General features: G+C 60.6%; 15 protein-coding genes. 9 read left to right on the top strand and 6 right to left on the bottom strand.

Translation table 11 applies throughout. The annotated features are described in order from the left end of the window. Positions 1-10: 10 nt before the first annotated feature. The 3 genes from J9788_RS04620 to J9788_RS04610 all read right to left on the bottom strand — a co-directional run bounded on the left by J9788_RS04620 (position 11) and on the right by J9788_RS04610 (position 3,151). Positions 11-367 (bottom strand): DUF1937 family protein, encoded by a 357-nt coding sequence (locus J9788_RS04620; RefSeq protein ID WP_182264433.1) that lies wholly within the window; start codon positions 365-367, stop codon positions 11-13. 98 nt (positions 368-465) lie between these two features. Further along, positions 466-1,698, bottom strand: a complete 1,233-nt coding sequence (gene eutH, locus J9788_RS04615; protein WP_033643135.1) for an ethanolamine utilization protein EutH — start codon at positions 1,696-1,698, stop codon at positions 466-468. After that, on the bottom strand, positions 1,691-3,151 hold the full coding sequence (locus J9788_RS04610) for a glycerol kinase (RefSeq protein WP_182264434.1): 1,461 nt from the start codon (positions 3,149-3,151) through the stop codon (positions 1,691-1,693). The genes eutH and J9788_RS04610 overlap by 8 nt, the downstream gene beginning before the upstream one ends. A gap of 258 nt (positions 3,152-3,409) precedes the next feature. Here J9788_RS04610 and J9788_RS04605 point away from each other — a divergent pair, with 258 nt between their 5' ends. The 3 genes from J9788_RS04605 (at position 3,410) to J9788_RS04595 (ending at position 6,910) form a co-directional block, all read left to right on the top strand. Beyond that, the gene (locus J9788_RS04605) at positions 3,410-4,813 is read left to right on the top strand and encodes an NAD(P)/FAD-dependent oxidoreductase (protein WP_182264435.1); all 1,404 of its coding nucleotides are present in this window, start codon (positions 3,410-3,412) and stop codon (positions 4,811-4,813) included. Then, positions 4,803-6,026, top strand: a complete 1,224-nt coding sequence (locus J9788_RS04600; protein WP_046898319.1) for an FAD-dependent oxidoreductase — start codon at positions 4,803-4,805, stop codon at positions 6,024-6,026. Before J9788_RS04605 ends, J9788_RS04600 begins: the two co-directional genes overlap by 11 nt. Before the next feature lie 113 nt (positions 6,027-6,139). Further along, positions 6,140-6,910 carry a DeoR/GlpR family DNA-binding transcription regulator gene (locus J9788_RS04595; protein WP_182264436.1) on the top strand — a complete coding sequence of 257 codons (771 nt, stop codon included), beginning with the start codon at positions 6,140-6,142 and terminating at the stop codon, positions 6,908-6,910. A 25-nt stretch (positions 6,911-6,935) separates the two neighbouring features. Here J9788_RS04595 and J9788_RS04590 read toward each other — a convergent pair whose 3' ends face one another. Next, positions 6,936-7,850 carry a LysR substrate-binding domain-containing protein gene (locus J9788_RS04590; RefSeq protein ID WP_182264437.1) on the bottom strand — a complete coding sequence of 305 codons (915 nt, stop codon included), beginning with the start codon at positions 7,848-7,850 and terminating at the stop codon, positions 6,936-6,938. Between the two features lie 98 nt (positions 7,851-7,948). Between J9788_RS04590 and J9788_RS04585 the strand changes: the two genes are divergently transcribed. After that, on the top strand, positions 7,949-8,347 hold the full coding sequence (locus J9788_RS04585; RefSeq protein WP_182264438.1) for a heme-binding protein: 399 nt from the start codon (positions 7,949-7,951) through the stop codon (positions 8,345-8,347). A 79-nt stretch (positions 8,348-8,426) separates the two neighbouring features. Continuing rightward, complete coding sequence (locus J9788_RS04580) at positions 8,427-9,323, top strand: SDR family oxidoreductase (protein ID WP_241427813.1); 897 nt, start codon at positions 8,427-8,429, stop codon at positions 9,321-9,323. Between the two features lie 32 nt (positions 9,324-9,355). Here J9788_RS04580 and ggt read toward each other — a convergent pair whose 3' ends face one another. Together ggt and J9788_RS04570 are read right to left on the bottom strand one after the other, a co-directional pair. After that, entirely contained in the window at positions 9,356-11,026 is a 1,671-nt protein-coding gene (ggt, locus tag J9788_RS04575; RefSeq protein ID WP_182264439.1) for a gamma-glutamyltransferase, read from the bottom strand. A gap of 162 nt (positions 11,027-11,188) precedes the next feature. Beyond that, a complete protein-coding gene (locus J9788_RS04570) occupies positions 11,189-12,052 on the bottom strand; it encodes a LysR substrate-binding domain-containing protein (protein WP_182264440.1) in 864 nt (287 codons plus the stop codon). 143 nt (positions 12,053-12,195) lie between these two features. On the opposite strand from J9788_RS04570, the gene J9788_RS04565 reads away from it, so the two are divergent. From J9788_RS04565 to J9788_RS04550, 4 genes are all read left to right on the top strand, one after another. Beyond that, positions 12,196-13,335, top strand: a complete 1,140-nt coding sequence (locus J9788_RS04565) for an agmatine/peptidylarginine deiminase (protein WP_182264441.1) — start codon at positions 12,196-12,198, stop codon at positions 13,333-13,335. Between the two features lie 278 nt (positions 13,336-13,613). Beyond that, complete coding sequence (locus J9788_RS04560; protein WP_182264442.1) at positions 13,614-14,756, top strand: efflux RND transporter periplasmic adaptor subunit; 1,143 nt, start codon at positions 13,614-13,616, stop codon at positions 14,754-14,756. Between the two features lies 1 nt (position 14,757). Continuing rightward, on the top strand, positions 14,758-17,895 hold the full coding sequence (locus J9788_RS04555) for an efflux RND transporter permease subunit (protein ID WP_182264443.1): 3,138 nt from the start codon (positions 14,758-14,760) through the stop codon (positions 17,893-17,895). 1 nt (position 17,896) lies between these two features. Next, a complete protein-coding gene (locus J9788_RS04550) occupies positions 17,897-19,339 on the top strand; it encodes an efflux transporter outer membrane subunit (protein ID WP_370576312.1) in 1,443 nt (480 codons plus the stop codon). Positions 19,340-19,393 lie beyond the last annotated feature (54 nt).

Below are 19,393 nucleotides of genomic sequence, written 5' to 3'. Positions count from 1 at the left end.
GGCGCACGCCTCAGTTGAACTCGCCTGCGACCTCGGACCACAGGCTGACACGGCAACCGCGCGCCGCGAAAGAATCCATCTCGCGTTTGATGCCGCCGCTCTCTTGCCAACCCGGCAAATCGAGCACGATCAATTCATCCATCGCCGCCATGAACAGCGCGTCGATCGGTGCCCACAGCTTGCCGATGGCGGTTTTGTCTAGCTCTTGCAAACACTGGTTGATCGGATGTGACATGCTGACCTGGCTAAAAACGGCGCTGCCGGCGCGCACGATAGCGGCGGCGACGTCGTTGCAGGCGATAAAGCGTTGCTGCACGACGTTGGCGTCGGCGTGGCTGTAGGGGCAGGCTAAAAATATTTTTCTCATTAGCGTTTGTTCTCTCAATAATTGTTGTCAGGGACGAAAAAGGGCGCAGCTTCCCCGTGAGGCGGCGCCCCGTTTATTTTTATGGCTTAGGGATAAATTTAGCGAGCGGCGGCGGCGATGGCCGTCGATTGCCTTTGCGTCTGTTCTTTTTCCAGCAATTCAGCCTCCGGCACCGAAATTTTTATGGCGATCAGCACGGCGATCATGCCACCGAGGAATTTGCCCATCATGATCGGCAACACCAGCGAAGGTTGGAAGTTGGCGGTAAACGCCAGGTGATCGCCCAACGTGGCCTGTGCGCAGATGCCGAAGGCCACGCACAGCACCTTATCGCGGGCGCGCATGCCTTTGAACAGGTGATAAACGGCGATGATATTGGCCAATACCATAATAAAGCCCAGCGCACCGGTATCCGATAAACCGAGCTTTTTACCGATGAAATGCATCGGCTTGCGGCAATAGCGCTGGAATAAATAACAAATGGGGAATGTGCCCGCCAACATAATGCCGATATAACCGGCGATCTCGATAGCGCGGAATAATTCGTCTTTGTCGGCAAATAACGGATCGAATACCCAGCCGCCGAACACCTTTTTAAACACGCCGGTGAAATGCTCGATGATGCACAGTGCCAACACCAGCTTGATAAAGGCATCCGCCGCCTTGCCGAAGATCAGGAATCCTTTCACCATCGCCGCCGGCCGCAGCTTCAGCCCCAACGCCAGCAGGAAGCACAGGGCGAACAGCGGCGACAGCAGCCGCAGCGCCTGCAGCAAGTCCAGCTGCAGATAGTGCGCGGCAGGCGAGGTGGTGGAAATGATCTCCCTGACCGGCAGGTTGTTGAAGGTGATGGTCACCAGGGCGATCAGCACGGCGAACGGAATGCTGATCAGGCCCGCCATGGCGCCCAGCGCCAGATATTTATGGTCGTCGCGGTTCAGCATGATAAGCCCGACCGGGATCAGGTACACGATGCTGGCACCTGAGGTGTAGCCCACCAACATGGCGACGATCCACATATCGCGGTTGGCGGCGATGGCGTCGGCCAGCTGATAACCGCCCATGTCCACGGCGATCACCGCCAGCGCCGCGATCGAGGCGTCGGAGCCGAGCGCCGAGAAGAAGGGGCCGATGCTGTACATGATCAGGTAAGAGATGATCGGGATTGCGGCCATGATGCCAGCCTGGGCGAGAAACACCGGGCCGATGGCGTGAATGCCGTTGACGAATTCGCGTCCCAGCTCGCCTTCCGGTTTGACGATCGACGCCAGCGCACCGATCAGGGTGCCGGCCATGATGATATAGATGATGAAATTACCGAACTCAGCCATGGTGTTCCTCCTGCGGTGAACGTAAGCCGCGCGAGCGCGCGATGATTTCCTGATAGCGGGCAAACCAGACCGCCATATCGACCTCGGCGGGTTCCGTCACTTCATAGCGGTTGAGCACCTTGAGCGGATGTTCCACCCCCAGTCCTTTACGCGCCAACAGCGCAACGCCTTGGGCGGTGATCTCCTTATTGGCGGGAGAGACGATGCGCTTTTGGATCAGGTTGGCGAGAAACTGCGTGAAATAGCGGTTGGCGGACAGGCCGCCGTCCACCGAAATGCTGTCGCCGATCGGTTTCAGTTTATCCATGGCGTTGATCACCTCGGCGGAACGCATGGCGATGCCTTCGAGGATCGACTGCAGCAGATCCTTGCGCTCGGTCTCCAGCGACAGCCCGGCCCACATCCCGGCGGCGGAGCGGTCCCAGTACGGGCAAGCCAGTCCGGAGAGCGCGGGCACAAAGGCCAGGCCGCGCGCGATGGCCGGCTGAGAGGGGAAGTCGCCGAATTCATCGAAATCATTGAACAGGCCGATCTTTCTCGCCCAGTTAATGGCGGAGGCGGCGTTATAAACGCCGCCGTCCAGGCCATACACCGGCTCACTGCCGGGCAGCTTCCAGCACAGCGTGGGCAACAGGCCGGACTCGCCGGCATCGATCGGGCGCGGCCCGGTGATCGCCTGTAAAAAGGCGCCGGTACCGAAGGTGATCTTCATCTGCCCCGGCTGATGGCAACCGTGACCGTATGTACCGGCAAACTGGTCGACGATGCAGGCCGTCAGCGGCACCGGTTTGCCGTTGAGCGCGACGTCGCCGAAGTGGCCGATGTTATCTCTGACTTCGGGCAGGCTGTCGATCGGCACGCCGAACAAACGGCACAGCTCCTCATCCCACTGCAAGGTATGAATGTTGAACAACGAGGTGCGCGAGGCCGAGTTATAGTCGGTGAGATGCCGGCCGCACAGGTGGAACAGGAAGAAGGCGTCCATGGTGCCGAGCCGCAGGCGGCCGCGTTGCGCCAATTGCCTGGCGCCAGGGGCATTGTTCATCAGCCAGCCCATCTTGCTGGCTGAGAAGTAGGTATCGAGCGGCAGACCGGTTTTCGCCGTCACCAGCGGCTCAACGCCTTCGCGTTTCAGCCGCTGGATCTCCGGCTCGGTGCGCTGATCTTGCCAAACGATGGCGTTGTACAGCGGCAGGCCGCTGTCGGCGTCCCAGGCCAGCAGGCTTTCACCCTGATGCCCTAAACCGATGGCGTCCACCATGTCGCACTGGCTGAGACAGCGGCGGATATTCGCCAGAATCTCCAGGGCGTCGTGTTCCACCCAGCCCGGATTGGGGGTGATCTGCTTGTGCGGCATGCTGGCCGGTGAATGGTGCCTGCCGTCTTCGCCGAACACCACGACCCGGGTGCCGGTGGTCCCCTGATCAATCGCGGCATAACGTTGATTCATCATTGCTTCGCTCTCTTATAGGTTTTGTTTTTTTATTGCGCCTGGTGTTGGTTGTGTGACCGTTTTAATAATCTATCTTCAATTTCACACATTAAAGCAACATAAATCACAAGATAAAATAACCCCGCGTGATCGACCTCATACTTTTTGCTTATCACCGCGTTCTGCGGCCTTTTTTTGGGAGTTGTGTTGTTTTTATCATTTCAAATGCGGTTATTGTGTGGTTTTATTGTGGTTATCACATCAAAACGGGACATCAGCATGATGGAAGAACAAACGGGTTGGGACATTGTCGTGATTGGCGGCGGTGTGGTCGGGTGTGCGGTATTCCGCAAATTCTGCCTGATGGGCGCCCGTACGCTGCTGTTGGAAAAAGGGGGCGATATCCTGTCCGGCGCCAGCAAAGCCAACAGCGCGCTGCTGCATACCGGCTTCGATGCGCCCAGCGGCAGCCTGGAACTGCATTGCATGCAGGCCGGGTACCGGGAATTTATCGCCATCCGTGAACGAATGAATCTGCCGCTGTTGCCCACCGGCGCGCTGGTCGTGGCCTGGGACGAGCAGCAGTTGGCGGCGCTGCCCGCGATTGTGCAACAGGCGCACGACAACGGTGTGCTGGACGTGGCGCAGATCGACGCCGCCGAGCTGTATCGCCGTGAGCCGCAGCTGGCGCCCGGCGCGTTGGCGGCGGTCGAGGTGCCGGGCGAGAGCGTGATCGATCCCTGGAGCACGCCGCTGGCTTACCTGACGCAGGGCGTTAAACACGGCGGCGACTATCGCTTCAATACCGAGGTGACCGGCGCCGAACGCTTGCCGACCGGCTGGCGGCTAACCAGCAACCGGGGCGAGTTTCACGGCAAAATCGTCATCAACTGCGCCGGCAATCAGGGTGACCGGGTAGAAAGTTTCTGCCACCAGCCCGAGTTTGAAATCCGCCCGCGCAAAGGGCAGTTTCTGGTGTTCGACAAGGCCGCCGCCGGGCAGGTCAACGCCATTATCTTGCCGGTACCGACGGCGATCACCAAAGGGGTGCTGCTGTCGAAAACCATCTTCGGCAATTTGCTGCTCGGGCCGACCGCCGAAGAACAGCAGGATCGCGAGACGGCGACGGTGGACGAAACCAAAATGCGCGAGCTGATCGAACAGGGCACCCGGCTGCTGCCCTCGCTGGCGAATTACAGCGTGACCGCCAGCTATGCCGGCTTGCGTCCGGCCACCGAGCAGAAACACTACCGCATTCAGCACTATCCCGATCGGCAGTGGATCTGCGTGGCGGGCATTCGCTCCACCGGCCTGACGGCGGCGCTGGGCATCGCGCAATATGTGGAACAGCTCTATCGCGACCACTTTACGCCGTGCTTCACGCCAAAAACGCCGGAGACCCTGTATTGGCCGCAGATGCCGATGCTTGCCGACTATGCGCTGCGCGATTATGCGCGCCCGGACAACGGCGGCATCGTTTGCCATTGTGAGCTGGTGACCCAGCGGGAGATAGAGGCGGCGTTCGATTCCGCCGTGCCGCCGGAATGTATCGGCGGGCTGCGGCGCCGTACGCGCGTGATGATGGGGCGCTGCAACGGTTTCTATTGCAGCAGCCGGGTGGCGGAAATGGTGGGCGATCGTTTTGGCCAGACGCTGGCCGTAGGGAGCATTGATGAAAACTGAGTATCAGGTGGCGATTGTCGGCGCCGGGCCGGCCGGGATTGCGGCGGCGACCGCGCTGCGGCAGGCGGGCATCGAGGATGTGGTGATCCTGGAACGGGAACGGCAGGCGGGCGGCGTGCCCAGACACTGTCGGCACCCCACCTTTGGGCTGCAAACGTTTTATAGGCCGATGCTGGGATCCACCTATGTCGATAAAATACTGGCGCGCGCCGGGCAGGTGGAGATCCGTACCGGCGTGACGGTGCTCGCCATCAAGCCGGACGGCGAGCTGACCATCACGGACTGCCGCGGCGTCAGTACCTTGAAAGCGCAGCGGGTGATCCTGGCGACCGGCGTGCGCGAGACACCGCGCCATCCGCGTCTGGTGAGCGGGCTGCGGCCGCAGGGCGTACTCACCGCCGGCGCGCTGCAGCAGTTCGTCTATCTGCGCGGGCTGCAGCCGGGCAAGGCGCCGGTGGTGATCGGCACCGAGCTGGTCAGTTTCTCCGCGCTGTGGACGCTGCGTAACGCCGGCGTGCGCGCCGTCGCCATGATTGAAAGCGGCGGCAGACCCGTCGCCTGGCGTCTGAGCGCGCTCTATGCGCGTCTGATGGGAGTGCCGATCCACTACTATTCGCGCGTGACCGATATTGCCGGCCGCGATCGGGTTGAATCCATAGAAGTGGAAAATCGCCAGGGGGAGAAACGGCGCATCGCCTGCGACAGCCTGATCTTCACCGGCCGCTTCACCGGGGAGTATACGCTGATCCGCCAGAGCCACCTGGCGCAGCGGCCGGACAGCGGCTGTCCGTTGACCGATCAGTTCGGCCGCTGTTCCGACGCCGCCTATTTCGCCGTCGGCAACATGTTGCACCCGGCGGACATGGGCGACCAGTGTTATCAGGAAGGGCTGCGCGTCGGCGAGGCCGTTGCCCATTCGCTGCAGCGCACGCTGCCGCCGGCGCGGCAAATCCTGCCGGTGCGGCACGACGAACGGATACGCCTGACTGCGCCCGCCTGTGTGGCGCTGATCGGCAAGCCCGCCACGATCACGATCAATATGCGCGTGGAACAGGCGGTGTCCGGTTCGGTGGTGGTGCGGCTGGGGGAGAAAGTGCTGTACCGCAAAACGCATCGTTGCCTGCCTGAACGGCGGATCCTGCTGCGCAATATCGTCTTGCCAGCCGAGGCTGAGCGTGATGCGCTGCACATCAGCATAGAATCCGCCGGGTGAACGACGGCAACGGCTTGCGTCTAACGCCCTGAAACCCGTAGTATTCCGTCAGTTAACGCCGCAAGTCTCGGCGGAGGCAGTCACTCTAACTAAAGGCAGCGAGTGTAATGTGAATGGATATCTCTAATTCCGTGGAAAGGCGCAATGAAATACTGGCGCTGATCCAGGCCAACGGCCGGGTTTACGTGAATGAGCTGGCGGATAAATTCCAGGTTTCGCAGGAAACCATTCGGCGCGACCTGAACAAGCTGGAAGACTATCGGCTGATCAAGAAGATCCACGGCGGCGCGGTGAGCAGCCAGTTTAAATTCGAGCATGAATTCAACGAGCGAGCCAAAATCGCCGAGGCCGAGAAGCGCGCCATCGCGGAGAAAGCGGCGACGCTGCTCCAGCCGGGCGATACGGTGTTCGTGGATTTCGGCTCCACCACGCTGGAGTTCGCCCGGCAGTTGGCGACGATCGATCAACTGACGGTCATCACCAACTCGCCGCTTATCGCCAACGTCTGTCTGGAAAATGACTCCATTGACGTGGTGCTGATCGGCGGGCAGTTCATCGACTCCAAAATGGCGTGCCTGGGCGCGATCGCATTGAATAATATCGAGGCGTTTTTCGCCGATTACGCCATTATCGGCGCCGGCGCGGTCAATCTGCAGACCGGGGTGATGGATCAGAACGTCAATGAGGCGGCCATCGCGCGCAAAATGATTGCCCAGAGCCGCAAGTGCATCGTGTTGGCTGACGAAAATAAGCTGCGCGGCCATGCGATGACGCTGGTGGCCAAATGGCCCGAGGTCGATTATCTGGTGACCTCCGACAGCGGTAACGCATTAGAAGGCTTGGTTTTCCCCGCCAACGTTAATGTGTTGGTGGCGAACGTCTAGTGCCGACATCCATTGCCGGTTCTGTTTACCAGGACAGTGTCCGGCAATGGCGTTTTAGCTCATCGATGAACACCCTGACTTTTTTCGGCACGTATTTTCTGTTGGCATAATATACCCACATCGGCGGTAGGGGCCGGCAAATCCCGGGCATGATTTCTACCAACGAACCTGCAGCAAGCTCCTGTTTTACCCTGTGACGCAAAAAGACGTGTGCAATGCCAATTCCGGCGCGGGCCGCCTCAATAATCGCTTCCGTATTATCGGTAATGAAAATGCCGGGCATATCGAGATCTTGCGTTTTTTCGCCATCGCGCAGTGACCATTTATGTAAAACGCCGCGATCGGGAAAGCGAAAGCGTATGCAGCGATGTTGCTGCAGCTCGCCAATATTATTCGGCGCACCATATTGTGCAATATATTCCGGTGTAGCGATTAATGCACATGGCAGAGCCGGTGTTATTTGCACACCGATCATGCCCGGCAGCAATTTGTCTGCCAGACGAATGCCGATATCAATGCGTTCCTGAATAATATCCACCAGATGATCTTCGTAATTTATTTCCAGCGATATCTGTGGATAGCGATGATTGAATTCCGACAGGAAAGGGGCTTTAAGCAATTCCTTCGCCATCTGCACTGCAGTGATGCGCAGATGCCCTGACGGCATGTCCTGGCTCTGATTCAAGCCTTCGCGAGCATTAAGTATATGTTGATAAAAGGGCGCTACGTTGTGATAAAACCATTCGCCGGCTTCGGTGAGGCTGACGCTGCGGGTCGAGCGGTGGAACAGCTTGACCGCCAGCTCGGTTTCAAGCTGGCTGATTCTCTGGCTCACCGCGGCGGGTGTCACGCTCAGCATCGCAGCCGCCCGTGAAAAATTGCCGGTTTCTACCACGGTGAGGAACAGGTGAATGCCATTAAGTGGGTCTTGTCTATTCATTAGATAAACTAACAACTGTTGTCAGAAGAGTGGGCATTGTTCATATCCTAACGCAACTTTATAGTTTTCCCCACTTTCGCATTAATGGGGTTTCCGCCATGTCAGTCTCGTTATCGTTGGACCATGCCCAGCGAATTATCGCCATCGGGGTCGCGACTGCACAGCAGTTGGGAGTGGCAGTATGCATTTCCGTCTTTGATTCCGGTGCCAACCTGATCGCCTTTGTACGCATGAACGATACCCCGCTGGGGGCCATCGATTTGGCCCAAAGAAAAGCCAAAACCTCGGCGTTGTTTCGCATTCCCAGCGCCGATTTGGGGCTGCTTTCCGGCTCGGGACAAGAGCTGTGGTCTATTGAACACAGTAATCAGGGGCTGGCTTCTTTCGCCGGCGGGCTGCCGATTTATTCATCCGAGGGTGAATTTATCGGCGCAATAGGTATTTCAGGAGCCAAATCATATGAGGACGCACATATCGCTGAAAAATGTCTGCAATAAAAACGTCGACACAACACATTATTAATTACGCCATTCATTATTGACCGCTAACCATTCTGCTTCGGCAGAAGGAGGGCGCATGCATGAAATAACCCGCAGGAAATTTATTATCGGCAGCGGCGCACTGGCAGCGGCGGCGGTATTGCCGACGACGACAGACGCTGCAAATAGTATCAAGATGAAAAGAGGAAATAATTCCATGGTAAAGAAAACAGTATTAATTACGGGCGCGGGCTCAGGTTTCGGCCAGTCCGTTTCACTGGCGCTGGCTGCCCGAGGGCATCATGTGATCGCCGGAGTGCAACTTACGCCGCAAGTGACCCAGCTGTTGGAACTCGCCAGGCAGCACGGCGTTTCGTTGCAGGTTGAAAAACTGGATATACTGGAGCCAAGCGATCGTGAATATGCTTGGCAATGGGACATCGACGTGTTGTTCAACAATGCCGGGATAGCCGAAGCCGGCGCGGTTGCGGAAATGCCCATCGACGTGCTTCGCTCTCAGTTTGAGACCAATGTGTTTTCCAGTATGGCGCTGACGCAAGGCTTCATTAAGCGCATGGTCGCACGCAGAAGCGGTAAAATCGTGTTCGTCTCTTCGGTGGCGGGACTATTGACCGGCGCTTTTACGGGTGCTTACTGCGCATCAAAACATGCTCTGGAAGCCATCGCTGAGGCTCTCCACATGGAATTGGCTGAATTTGGCGTGAAGGTTGCCACGGTGAATCCGGGACCTTATCTGACCGGTTTCAACGACCGCATGATGGAAAGCTTCAGGAAATGGTATAACCCAAAGGTGAACTTTATCGATCACAGCAAACTGAAATTTCCTTTCGACCAGTTTGATCCGCAGGAAATGGTAGACAAAATGGTCAGCGTAATCGAAGAAGACAATGGACTGTTCCGCAATCTGTTACCGGAGTCTTTCATCCAGGTAGTGAAGGATGATCAAAGCAACGGCTGGACACGTAAGCAGTGATGTATGAGGGCCGGCCACCGCCGGCCTCTTTTTTAATTCACCACCAGCCCCACGCCGCGGCCGCGCGGATCGGAGGCGGTTTCCGGCGTGTGGCCATCGATGCGGATAGCCTGAATATCCCCCATGTTCCAGCCCTGATCTTCCAGGGTGTAGCCCATGGCTTTCAGCTCGTCCGCCGGTTTGCCGGTCAGCGGCGCGAAGCTGTCGTAATAAACGGTGTCCTTCGGCAACAGTTGGTGATGCACCCGCTGGGCGGCCACCGCCTGCGCCAACGGCAGATGGTAATCGTAGAGGTTGTTGATCACCTGGAAGATCGAGGTGAAGATGCGCGATCCGCCCGGCGTGCCGATCACCAGGGTGACGTCGCCGTCGCGGGTGATGATGGTCGGGCTCATCGAAGAGAGCATGCGTTTGCCCGGCTCGATGGCGTTGGCGTCGCTGCCTACCACGCCGAAAGCATTGGCGACGCCGGGTTTGGCGCTGAAGTCGTCCATCTCGTCATTAAGCAGGAAGCCGGCGCCCTTGACCACCACGCCGCTGCCGAAGTCCCAGTTAAGCGTATAGGTGTTGCTGACCGCGTTGCCGGCGGCATCGACGATCGAGAAGTGGGTGGTTTGGTGGGTTTCCAGCCCCGGCCGCACCTGCTCGGTCGGCGAGATCGCCTGCGGGTTGATCTCGGCGGCGCGTTTTTGCAGATAGTCGGGGGCGATCAGCTGCGCTTCCGGCACGTTAGTGAAGTCCGGGTCGCCGAGGTAGTCGGCGCGATCGGCGAACACGCATTTTTCGATTTCCGCCAGCAGGTGGATATAGCGCGCCGAGTTGAGCGGCACACCCTTGAAGTCGGCGGCGCGATCTTCTTTTATCCCCAGCAGCTGCGCCAGCGCGATGCCGCCGGAGCTGGGCAGCGGGGCGGTATACACGGTGTTGCCGCGCCAGCTGATGCGCATCGGTTCGCGCCATTTCACCCGATAGTCGGCCAGATCCGCCGCGCCGATCAGCCCGTTGTCGCGCTGCATTTGCGCCACCAGCAGGCGGGCGGTTTCGCCGTGATAAAAATCGTCGGCGCCCGATTTGGCGATGCGCTCAAGGGTGGCGGCCAGCTCCGGCTGTTTGAACACCGTGCCGGGTTTCATGGCGCCGAAATAGTCGCCGAAGTTGGTTTTACCGGCGAACAGTTTGTTGGCGTCTTCGCGGTACTGATACTGCTGATCCGCCACGGTGAAACCTTGCCGGGCGTAGCCGATCGCCGGCGTCAGCAGCTCGGCCCAGGGCAGTTTGCCGAAGCGTTTATGGGCTTCCCACAACCCCAGCACGGTGCCCGGCACGCCGGCGGCGCGGCTGCCCACCAGGCTGAGATTTTCGATCACTTCACCTTTCTCGTTCAGATACATGGTCTTGCTGGCGGCCTTGGGCGCCACTTCGCGGTAGTCGAGAAAATAGGGCTTGCCGTCGACGTACAGCGTCATCAAGCCTCCGCCACCGATATTGCCGGCTTCAGGGTAGGTCACCGCCAGGGTAAAGGCGGTGGCGACCGCCGCATCGACCGCGTTGCCGCCGGCCTGCAGAATTTGCGCGGCGACTTTTGCGCCATACTGATCCGGAGCGGCGACCGCGCCGGCGGTCAGATCGGCGGCAAAGGCGGCGGGAACGGTGCAGGCCAGGGCCACGCTCAGCGCTATCGTTTTCAATAAACCGGCAGACATAGAAGATCCTTTTAGCGATGTTAAGTTATCAGGTGAATTCAACTAATTATTTTTGAAACAGCAGGTTAGCGCGTTTTCTTCGGGCTGTTGCGGCGCTTTATTGAAGGTAGCAGCGGTCAGGCGGGGCCGCCTGACCAGAGTAGCAAATCGTGATGTGGCGCGTTATGCGTCGGCCGGCAGCGCCGACTGCAGCCATTGGCAGAAGTGCCGGGCGAGCGGATTGTGTTCGCTGTCGCGATGCAGCAGCCACGCCCAGTTGGCGCCCCGCACGCGTTGCTCGGTTAACGGTTGCAGCAACCCGGCGTCACGCGCGTGCTGCGCCAGCAGCTGACTGACCAACGCGATGCCCAGCCCCTGGCAGGCGGCGTCCAGCAGCAGGCCGGGATCGGAGAAATTCAGCCCGCTGTCGCGCTGGCCGACGTGCGCGCCGCCCGCCACCGTCCAGTGGCTCCAGTCCATTTCGCGTTCGCCGTGCAAGGTCACGCGCTGCTCCGCCGCCAGCGCCAATAGGCTGGGGTGGCAGGCGGGATAAAGCCGGTCGGTGCAGAGAACCTTAAAGGTGCAGTCCGCCTGCGCGCTGAGATCGTCGCGGATCGCCAAGTCGATGCTGTCCGTCGCCATATCCGGCGGCTCGAAGCTGGTGAAGAGCCACAGATCTATCTGCGGATGCCGCTGGTTGAACTCGCCCAGCCGCGGCGTCAGCCAGTGGCGGGCAAAGGCCGGGGTGGTGTTGACGATCAGCTGGTTTGGTTTGCGGTACTGATCCAAACGACGAATGCCGACGGCCAATTGTTGCAGCATCACCTGCGCGGTGCTGAACAGATCGTGGCCGGCATCGGTCAGCGTCACGCTGCGGCCGGTGCGGAAAAACAGCGGCTGTTCCAAAAACGCCTCGAGGCTGCGGATCTGCTGGCTAATGGCCGACTGGGTCAGGTGCAATTCTTCGGCGGCCTGATGAAAACTGCCCAGGCGCGCCGCCGCTTCAAAACCGCGCAATGCGCTTAACGGGGGCCAGTGTTTTAACATTATCAATAAGCCTGTCTAATCAGATATCCACTAAATATATCGTTTGTCGCGGTGGCAGGAGAAGACTAGCATGAGATTCAATTGCCGGAGAGTGAAAAATCCGGTTAACCATTTGAATTTAAATTAATTAAAAGAGGTCGTTTATGTCAACGCGTCGCACCTTTATCAAGCAGCTTTCGGCGGTGGCCGGCGTTGGCTTGACGGCATCATTGGGTATTTCGTTACGCGGTCACGCAAAAGCTGCGCTTAATCCGGCCTGGCGCTTGCCGGATGAAGGGGAACCGCAGCAGCGGGCGTTTATCGCGTTCGGCGCGCAGCGCGCGATTTGGGGCGACTTCACGGCGGACGTGCGGGCAGCGCAGGGGCGTATCGCCCGCGCCATCGCCAAATTTCAGCCGTTGACGGTTTTTTGCCGCGAGCGTGAACGGCAATTGGCCGAGGCCACCTGCGGCAGTCACAACGTCAGCTATGTCGTCACCGAGCTGGATGATATCTGGATGCGCGACATCGGCGCCAATTTCGTCGTCAATGATGCCGGCGAACTGGGCGCGGTGGATTTCAACTTCAACGGCTGGGGCGATAAGCAGCAGCATGCCAGGGATGCGCGTCTGGCAGGGTTTGCCGCCAGGCGATACGGCGTCGCTCAACCGCGCCGTAGCGCACTGGTAGGCGAAGGCGGCGGCATTGAGGTGGATGGGCGCGGCACCGGCATCATGACCGAGAGCAGTTGGGTGAATGCAAACCGTAATCCAGGCTGGAACCGCGATCGGGTGGAGCAGGAGCTGAAGGCGATGCTCGGCCTGCGTAAAATTATCTGGCTGCCGGGCATTAAAGGCCGGGACATTACCGACGCCCACGTCGATTTTTACGCCCGTTTCGTGCGGCCGGGCGTGGTGGTGGCCAACCTGGATACCGATCCGGATTCTTATGATCATGCGGTCACCCAGGCGCATCTGGCGATCCTCAAGCAGGCGACCGACGCCGATGGCCGCACGCTGCAGGTGCATACGCTTTCGCCGCCGCTGGCGCCACGCGACAGTCGTTTCAGCCGCAACAATCCCGATTTTGCGGCGGGTTACATCAACTATTTCGTTATCAACGGCGCGGTGATCGCCCCGGAGTTTGGCGACCTGCAGGCGGACAAGGCGGCGTTTGCGCTGCTGTCGGCGCTCTATCCGCAGCGCAAAGTGGTGCAGCTGGAGATCGACGCGATCGCCGCCGGCGGGGGCGGCATTCACTGTGTGACCAGCCAGTTGCCGGCGCCTGGCAAGCCAGGCCAGTGAATGTTCAAAAAATGCGCGTGCGGTTGTTTGTCATCATCGAGTGTTTAGGCTGGTTAAACTCTAAAAATCCCACGCGGTGCCGCCCCCGGCTGAAGTGGAACGCTTTATTGCATTGGCTAAAAACCGCTGCGCCAATGTGCTGAAACCACGCTGAACGAGATTGCGCCACCGTTTTCCGCTTCGACAAGATTTTACGCAATCCTTACGCAACCCTTTCAGAAGCGCATTCCGGCATTCGATATATTGAGAATAGTCATTCTCAATAGGATCGTATTGCAATGCAGAGGAAAACGCTTTTGGCGCTGGGGCTTTCGCTGTCGCTGGCCGCCTGCGATGGACAAAACGCCGGCGCGCCGACGGGCGCAGGCGGTGAACGGGAGGTCGGCGTCGTCACGTTACGCGGCCAGTCTGTCACCCTGAGCAGCGAGTTGACCGGCCGGGTCAACGCCACCATGACCTCCGACGTGCGGCCGCAGGTCGACGGCATCATCAAGCAGCGGCTGTTTACCGAAGGGGCGGAGGTGAAGGCCGGGCAAGTGCTGTATCAAATTGATCCCGTCAGCTATCAGGCCAGCTACGATCAGGCCGCCGCCCAGCTGAAAAACGCCCAGGCGACGGTGCAATCCACCCGGCTCAAATCGCAGCGCTATGCGGCGCTGGTGAAAGAAAATGGCGTTTCCAAACAGGACGCGGACGACGCCAAAGCCGCGTATCTGCAGGCCGTGGCGTCGGTGGCGCAGTATCAGGCGGCGCTGGAAACGGCGCGCATCAACCTCGCCTATACCCAGGTGCGGGCGCCGATCGCCGGCCGCATCGGCATTTCGTCAGTGACGCCGGGCGCGCTGGTCACCGCCGGCCAGACTGATGCGTTGGCCACCATCCGTGCGCTGGATCCGATCTATGTCGATCTGACCCAGTCCAGCGCCCAGTTGCTTAAACTGCGCCGTCAGCAGGCCGCTTTGCAGCGCGGTGCGGTCACGCCGGTCGCCATCAAGCTGGAGGACGGCACGCCTTATGCCCACGCCGGCAAGCTGGAGTTGACCGAGGTGGCGGTGGATGAGGCCACCGGTTCGGTCACGCTGCGCGCGGTGTTCCCCAACCCCGAACATGAGCTGTTGCCCGGCATGTACGTCCACGCCACGGTGGATAACGGCGTCGATCCCAAAGCCATCCTGGCGCCGCAGCAGGGCATCACCCGCAACGCCAAAGGGGAAGCCACCGCGTTGGTGGTAAACGCGCAAAACAAAGTGGCGCAACGCACCGTCAGCGCCGAACGGGTGGTGGGCAGCAACTGGCTGATCGACAGCGGGCTGAACGACGGCGATCGCCTGATCGTCGAAGGCACCAGCAAGGTGACGATCGGCGCCGCGGTGAAGCCGGTAGACGTCTCGGTCGACAAAACCCAACGCGGGGAGCAGTGATATGGCGCAGTTCTTTATCCGGCGTCCGGTATTCGCCTGGGTGATCGCCATCATCATCATGCTGTGCGGTCTGATGTCGATCAATTCATTGCCCGTCTCGCAGTACCCGGACGTCTCACCGCCGCAGATCGCCATCTCCGCCACCTACCCGGGCGCGGACGCGGAAACGCTGGAAAACAGCGTCACCCAGGTGATTGAGCAGCAGCTCACCGGCCTGGACGGCCTGCTGTATTTCTCATCGACCAGCAGCGCCAGCGGCTCGGTCAGTATCAACGTCACCTTTGAGCAGGGCACCGATCCGGATATCGCCCAGGTGCAGGTGCAAAACAAGGTGCAGCAGGCGGAAAGTCGTCTGCCGAGCGCCGTTACCGCGCAGGGCGTGACGGTCAAAAAATCCCAGAGCAGCTTTCTGCTGATCGTCGGGCTGTATGACGAAAGCGACAAGGCGACGATGGCCGATATCTCCGACTATCTGGTCAGCAACCTGCAGGATCCGCTGTCGCGCATCGAGGGCGTCGGGGACGTGCAGGTGTTCGGCTCGGAATACGCGATGCGCATCTGGCTGGATCCGACCAAACTGGCGAGCTTTTCGCTGATGCCTTCCGACGTGCAGACGGCGATCGAGGCGCAAAACACCCAGGTGTCCGCTGGCAAGGTAGGCGATCTGCCGGCCGCCGCCGACCAGCAGCTGACCGCCACGGTGAAGGCGCAGTCGCGGCTGCAAACGCCGGAACAGTTCCGCAATATCATCCTGAAAAGCGACAGCAGCGGGGCGCTGGTGCGGCTGGGCGACGTGGCGCGGGTTGAGCTGGGCAACGAAGACTACTCCGCCAGCGCGCACCTCAACGGCCACCCGGCGGCGGGGATCGCGGTCAAGCTGGCGGCGGGTGCCAACGCCCTGAGCACCGCCAAGCTGGTAAAGGCCAAGGTGGCGGAATACCAAAGCGCCATGCCGCAGGGCTACAAGGTGGCCTACCCGAAAGACAGCACCGACTTCATCAATATCTCGATCGAAGAGGTGGTGAAAACGCTGTTTGAAGCGGTGGCGTTAGTGGTGGTAGTGATGTTCGTGTTTCTGCAAAACCTGCGCACCACGCTGATCCCGACCATTACCGTGCCGGTGGTGTTGCTGGGCACCTTCGGTGTGCTGGCGGCGTTCGGCTATTCGATCAATACCCTGACGCTGTTCGGCATGGTGTTGGCGATCGGGCTATTGGTGGATGACGCCATTGTGGTAGTGGAAAACGTCGAACGAGTGATGCGCGAGGATAAGCTACCGCCGCGCGAGGCGACGGAGAAATCGATGCGCGAAATCACCGGCGCGCTGGTCGGCATCGCGCTGGTGCTGTCGGCGGTGTTTCTGCCGATGGCGTTCTTCGGCGGCTCCACCGGGGTGATCTACCGCCAGTTTTCGATCACCGTCGTCTCCTCGATGGTGTTGTCGGTGGTGCTGGCGTTGACGCTGGCGCCGGCCTTGTGCGCCACGTTGCTGAAACCCGCGCACGACGCGCAGACCGACAAAGGCTTGCTGGGCAAATTCAACCGCGGCTATGACCGGCTGCAGGCGAAGTACGCCGACAAGGTCGGCGCAGTGATCCACCGGCCAACGCGCTATCTGCTGCTGTACGGCCTGCTGTTGATCGCCGCCGCCGTGATGTATCTGCGTTTGCCGACCGGCTTCCTGCCCAACGAGGATCAGGGCACGGTGATGGTGCAGTACACCTTGCCGGCCGGCGCCACCAACGCGCGCACCTCGGCGGTGAGCGAAGCGGTGACCGCCTATTTCCTCAACCAGGAAAAGGCCAACGTCAGCACCATTTTCACCATCAACGGTTTCGGCTTCAGCGGCAGCGGGCAAAACGCCGGCATGGCGTTCGTCAGCCTCAAAGACTGGAGCCAACGCCGCGGCAGCGAAAACACCGCCGACGCCATCGCCAAACGCGCCATGGCGCACTTCACCTCGCTGCGCGACGCCCAGGTGTTCTCCATGAGCCCGCCGGCGATCGACGGATTCGGTCAGTCCGACGGCTTCACCTTCGAGCTGCAGGCCAAAGGGGCGACCACCCGCGCCGAGCTGCAGGCGATGCGCGACCAGATCGTCGTCGCCGCCGGCAACAATCCGGCATTGCTGGCGGTGCGAGCCAACACCTTGCCGGACACCCCGCAGCTGCAGGTGGCGATAGACAACGGCAAACTGCAGGCACTCGGCCTTAGCGCCGCGGACGTCAACAGCACCCTCAGCAGCGCGTTCGGCAGCACCTACATCAACGACTTTATCGACCGCAACCGGGTGAAAAAAGTCTATATGCAGGGCGACGTGCAGTACCGCGCCAAGCCGGAAGACCTCGACCGCTGGTTTGTGCGCGGCACCAATGCATCGGGCGCCAGCAGCATGACGCCGTTCTCCGCCTTTGCGTCTTCGCACTGGATCTACGGGCCGGAGAACCTGTCGCGCTATAACGGGCTGTCGTCGTTCGAGATCACCGGGCAGGGCGCCGCCGGCGTCAGCTCCGGAACGGCAATGAGCGAGATGGAGAAACTGGCGGCCACATTCTCCGCCGGCAGCAGCTACTCCTGGAGCGGGCTGTCCTATCAGGAGCGGCTGACCAGCGGCCAGGCGTCGTCGCTGTACGCCATTTCGCTCATCGTGGTGTTCCTGTGTCTGGCGGCGCTGTATGAGAGCTGGTCGATTCCGTTTGCGGTGATGTTGGTGGTGCCGATGGGCATCGTGGGTTCGCTGTTGGCGATCACGCTGCGCGGGCTGGAAAACGACATCTACTTCCAGGTGGCGCTGCTCACCATCATCGGTTTGTCGGCGAAGAACGCCATTCTGATCGTCGAGTTCGCCGAGGAGATGCACCAGCGGGGGGAAACGCTGATTGGCGCGGCGGTCCACGCGGCGCGCATGCGCCTGCGACCGATCCTGATGACCTCGCTGGCGTTCACCGCCGGGGTGCTGCCGCTGGCGGTATCCAGCGGCGCCGGCGCCAACAGCCGAATCGCCATCGGCACCGGCATTATCGGCGGCACGATCACCGCCACCGCCTTGGCGATCTTTTTCGTACCGCTGTTTTATGTGTTGGTGCGCCGCATGTTTACCCGTCGGCCCGCCAACTCGCCGTCGCAGGCAGGAGAATAACGTGTTGCAACGAGTCATGATGTTAACTTTACCGCTGCTGCTGAGCGGGTGTCTGTCGCTGGATCCGCACTACCAGCGCCCGGCGGCGCCGGTGCCCGCCAACCTGCCGCAGGGCGAGGCCGCCGGCAAGCAGGCGTTGAGCTACCCGGACGTCGCCTGGCGCGACTATGTGCAGGACGCCAGGCTGCGGCAGGTGGTGGCGATGGGGCTGAACAGCAGCCGCGATCTGCGTGAGGCGATCGCCAATATCGCCTCGGCGCGCGCCCTGTACGGTGAGCAGCGCTCGGCGCTGTTGCCGACGATCACCGCCACCGCCGACGGCAGCCGCGGGCGTTCGCTGACCGGCAACGGCAATGCCACCGCCATCAGCCAGAGCTACGAAGCGCAGGGCGGCGTCAGCGCGTTCGAGCTGGATCTGTTCGGCAAAAACGCCAGCCTGTCGCGGGCGGCGTTCGAAACCTATCTGGCCAACTCGGAAGCGGCGAAAAGCACCCGTCTGACGCTGATCGCCGATATCGTCACCGACTGGGTGGCGGTGGCGGCCGAGCGCAGCAATCTGGCGGTGGCGCAGCAGACGATGGAAAGCGCCAAACGTTCGCTGGACGTGACGCGCAACAATCAACAGCACGGCATTTCGTCGCTGGTCGACGTGGCGTCTGCGGAAACCGTTTATCAGCAGGCGCGTTCGGACGCCGCCAGCTACGCCACCCTCGCCGCGCAGGCGAAAAACGCGCTGGATTTGGCGGTGGGGCAAAGCGTGCCGGAAAACCTGCTGCCCGGCGGTATCGATGCGCTCGGCGAAATCATGCGCAATCTGCCGGCCGGGGTGTCTTCGCAGGTGCTGCTGACGCGGCCGGACGTGCTGCAGGCCGAGCATAACCTGAAATCCGCCAATGCCAACATCGGCTCGGCGCGGGCGGCATTCTTCCCGTCGATCAGCCTGACCGCCAGCGGCGGCGTGGGCAGCGGTGAACTCTCGTCGCTGTTCAGCCACGGCGCCGGCGTCTGGTCATTCGCCCCGAGCATCAGCCTGCCGATCTTCAGCGGCGGCTACAACACGGCTCAGCTCAACTACACCCAGGCGCAGAAAGACCTGTATGTCGCCACCTATGAGAAAGCGGTGCAGACGGCATTTCAGGAAACCGCCGACGCGCTGGCGCGCAAAGCCACGCTGCAGGAACAGCTGGCGGCGCAAACCGGCTATGTGGCGGCGGCGCAGCAATATTATCGCCTGGCCGAACTGCGTTACCGCCAGGGCGTGGACAGCTACCTGACGCTGCTGGACGCGCAGCGCACGCTGTATACGGCGCAGCAGTCGCTGATCGCCGCACAGCAGACCGCGTACGACAATCAGGCAACCCTGTATAAAGTGTTGGGCGGCGGGGTTGCCGCCGAGCGGCAGGGGGACGGCGTCATCGCCGATAAGGCGGCGCTCAGCCGCTAACCGTCGACCGCGCGCGCCGCGAGTTGGGCGGCGCGCGGTTTACTTATGGAAAGT

Origin of the sequence: Serratia sp. X10 (genome assembly GCF_017811775.1) — a bacterium.
GTDB lineage: Bacteria > Pseudomonadota > Gammaproteobacteria > Enterobacterales > Enterobacteriaceae > Serratia > Serratia ureilytica.
This window is presented reverse-complemented; position numbering and strand designations above follow the sequence as displayed.